Below are 2,683 nucleotides of genomic sequence, written 5' to 3' on the forward strand. Positions count from 1 at the left end.
AGCAAAATCGCGAGGCATTTGGGAGCATACAGACGCCTTTGCATGCGTGATGCCAGTGCAGCTGGAAACGCAAGGCTTTCGTCACCGCGCATTCGTTCAAACATTGCTACCTGTCCTTGCTCGCGGCGTGAAGATGCGCAACGACGTCGGCAAGCGTGGCGAGGCGCCCTCATTCGAATCGAGGTCGGCCTGTTTGCGTGGCGTGCTCCTTTCGAGCCCGCTAGCGTCGGCAGTTGCGGCCAATCGCTCACTGCATGTCTCTGTTGATGCGGCGGACGTTTTTCGACGAGATGCAAGGGCGAGCTTTGTCGGCTACGTCACGCAATTCGATGAACGAATGCGCGCAGTGGCGATCAGAGCGGCGTTGCAGCGCGAAAAGGACACATTGACGGCGACCAGCGGCGAGGAACGCAATCGACGCGCGCAATCGGCATGCCGGGGTGCGGAAACGCGAGCCGAACTGTCTCCCGGCATGGGGAAGTTCACTGTGCTAGCCCGTCGCACATGAGGTCGTGAAGATCTGCTACGAAACGATGGAGAGACGACAGCGAGCCCGTCACGCTCTGATACGTTTCACGTCCAATCCGCCCGTCAAGCATCACGAGCATGCCGGCGCGCCGGGCGATGGAGAGGATGGCGTCATCAGAAAGGACGGACGCCTTCAACGTCGCCGTCCGTTCCGAACCGACATTGGGGACGCACTCGTAACGGGTTTCACCATGCTCTTGTGCGACAACGAAGGATGTCATGATTGCTCTCCCATTAGAGCAGGCGCAGTGCGCGCCGACATTCGATTCCATGCGGATGCGAGTACCACATCCTTGATTGCAGTATTGTTCGCCAGCACGGGATTGGCTATAAGCGCGCGATGAAGATGGACTAGGATATCTCGCGCCGCCGTCGGAATTTTCCTAGTGTGCGAAGCATGGGGTCCGCACTGAGCAAAGCGCGAATTCAATACGCGTTGAGACAGATCAACGCCGTACACAGCGACGTTCGTATCCTGAGTACATGCGCAATCCGGTATGGAGCGTTTCACATGCGCCGAGTGTATTTTCTGCTTCCCAATGCCGACATCACGCGGGCGGTCGTCGACGAAATGGTGCGCGGTGGAATCGAGCGCCGACATATCCATCTCGTTGCAAACCATAATATTGCACTAGACGAATTGCCCGAGGCATCGCTTGTCGAAAGCTCTGAAATCAGGGAGATCGTCGCGCGAGGGGTCGCAGCAGGCGCAGTGGTCGGAACGATCGCGGGACTTGCTGCGATGATGCTTTCGCCGATCGGGCTGACGGTCGCGGGCGGTGCTGTGCTCGCGCTGACGCTCGCAGGCGTCGGGTTTGGAGAGTGGCTGGCAACAACGCTTGGTATCGATGAGGCAAGTGAGCGCTACAGACAGTTTATCGACGCGATACGAAGCGGGTGTGTTCTGCTGATTGTCGAGACTCGCGAGAATCACCTTGAACTGGCAGAGCGCATCGTCCAGGAACATCATCCGTGCCTGCTCTACGGATCGACGGATCACGCCGTTGCGGTTATTCGATAAGTCGCATCGGGGTGCCAGTGCGGACTAGTGGCGGGAAACGCTCGCAAGCTCAGGAGGCGGACATGGGCGTCGGTATGCAAATCGTCTATCTTGGCTTCTGCGGGACGTCGCAACTCGAGGCCGAGGCGGCGTCTCAACTTGTGCGGCTGGATCGCTATAGCGCACTTATCCCGAACTGTCATCTGGCCATTGAAGCGGTGCGCTCGCAGGGTGGAAGCCTGACGTACGATGTTCGCCTCGACCTTGTCACGCCTGAGCACGACTTATGGCCCATCGGCCACTGCGCGAACGTGAATGCTGAGGAAGCCGTTCGCCGCGCGTTCGACGCAGCGGAAAAGAGGTTGTGCGCGGTCGCCAATCTCGACAGGCTGAAGCATTGACGGGAATCCAATACGTGTTCGGTATGCGTCACCGAAGGCAAACGTTTCGCAGGTGCTGGACAGATTACGGTGGAACGGCTGTGCTACTGCTTCCTGATACCACCTCCCGCGTCGAGAGTCTGTTCGACGCCCGCAGCCGCTGTCGCGGAACCCCATCCATGCAGATCCGCAAAGCCGTCGGCTGCAAAGGCGCGTCCTCATGCAGCTTCTCCCGGGACGCGGACCCTGCTGTTTTACGCAATTTCAAAAATCGCGCCGGCAATTCCTGCCATTCGGCCCGTGCAAGGCCATCGGAAAACGGCAAGCGGAACAGAGTCGGTCACTTGTGAGCGGGTACTGGTTGCCCAGGCTGCTCGCGAAGCCGACGCGTTCGTTGCGCGGCCGGAGACAGATCTGATCGATCTTGCAGGGTTGCATCGTCAAGCAACCGATGCATTTGGGCGATGCGGTCCAGGAATGGAACGGAGCGCTGATAGACGTTGCCGCGCAGCCGTCGCTGGCTGGGCGGGCTCGCGTCCCGAGGAGTTCGTCGCCGTGCCTCATTGTCCGGCTGCCCCGGGATGCTCTTGCGGGACGCCGAGCCCGAGCATGAGCCAGCGAAAATGCCTCCCCAGCAACACGGGATCGTGCTCAATCTCACGACGGGAGATGGACGAGCCACGACCACGCCCGAATTAGCGACGAGCGGGGCACCGGGCACGCGCTCGACGATCACATTGCGGCCACCGGGGCCAAGCGTGACCTTGACTGCTTC

The 2,683-nt window shown here is 60.0% G+C and carries 4 protein-coding genes; 3 read left to right on the plus strand and 1 reads right to left on the minus strand.

The genetic code is table 11. The features are described 5' to 3' along the window. Positions 1 to 508 (plus strand): hypothetical protein (locus tag H3V53_RS42725; protein WP_336602975.1); only part of this gene is annotated, 508 nt, incomplete at its 5' end. Here H3V53_RS42725 and H3V53_RS42730 read toward each other — a convergent pair. Then, positions 483 to 749: a hypothetical protein gene (locus tag H3V53_RS42730; protein ID WP_063787612.1), complete on the minus strand. Its 267-nt coding sequence runs from the start codon at positions 747 to 749 to the stop codon at positions 483 to 485. The genes H3V53_RS42725 and H3V53_RS42730 overlap by 26 nt on opposite strands. 290 nt (positions 750 to 1,039) lie before the next feature. Here H3V53_RS42730 and H3V53_RS42735 point away from each other — a divergent pair, with 290 nt between their 5' ends. Together H3V53_RS42735 and H3V53_RS42740 are read left to right on the plus strand one after the other, a co-directional pair. Beyond that, positions 1,040 to 1,549 (plus strand): DUF1269 domain-containing protein, encoded by a 510-nt coding sequence (locus H3V53_RS42735; protein ID WP_336602976.1) that lies wholly within the window; start codon positions 1,040 to 1,042, stop codon positions 1,547 to 1,549. A gap of 62 nt (positions 1,550 to 1,611) precedes the next feature. Next, positions 1,612 to 1,929: a hypothetical protein gene (locus tag H3V53_RS42740; RefSeq protein ID WP_336602977.1), complete on the plus strand. Its 318-nt coding sequence runs from the start codon at positions 1,612 to 1,614 to the stop codon at positions 1,927 to 1,929. Positions 1,930 to 2,683 lie beyond the last annotated feature (754 nt).

This window comes from Paraburkholderia bengalensis (assembly GCF_037126505.1).
In the GTDB taxonomy this organism is placed as follows: domain Bacteria; phylum Pseudomonadota; class Gammaproteobacteria; order Burkholderiales; family Burkholderiaceae; genus Paraburkholderia; species Paraburkholderia bengalensis.

What these genes read in the sequence shown, in the direction of transcription:
- H3V53_RS42740 (WP_336602977.1), top strand. Translation starts at nt 1,612, where the DNA reads ATGGGCGTCGGTATGCAAATCGTCTATCTTGGCTTCTGCGGGACGTCG.
- H3V53_RS42730 (WP_063787612.1), bottom strand. Translation starts at nt 749, where the DNA reads ATGACATCCTTCGTTGTCGCACAAGAGCATGGTGAAACCCGTTACGAG.
- H3V53_RS42735 (WP_336602976.1), top strand. Translation starts at nt 1,040, where the DNA reads ATGCGCCGAGTGTATTTTCTGCTTCCCAATGCCGACATCACGCGGGCG.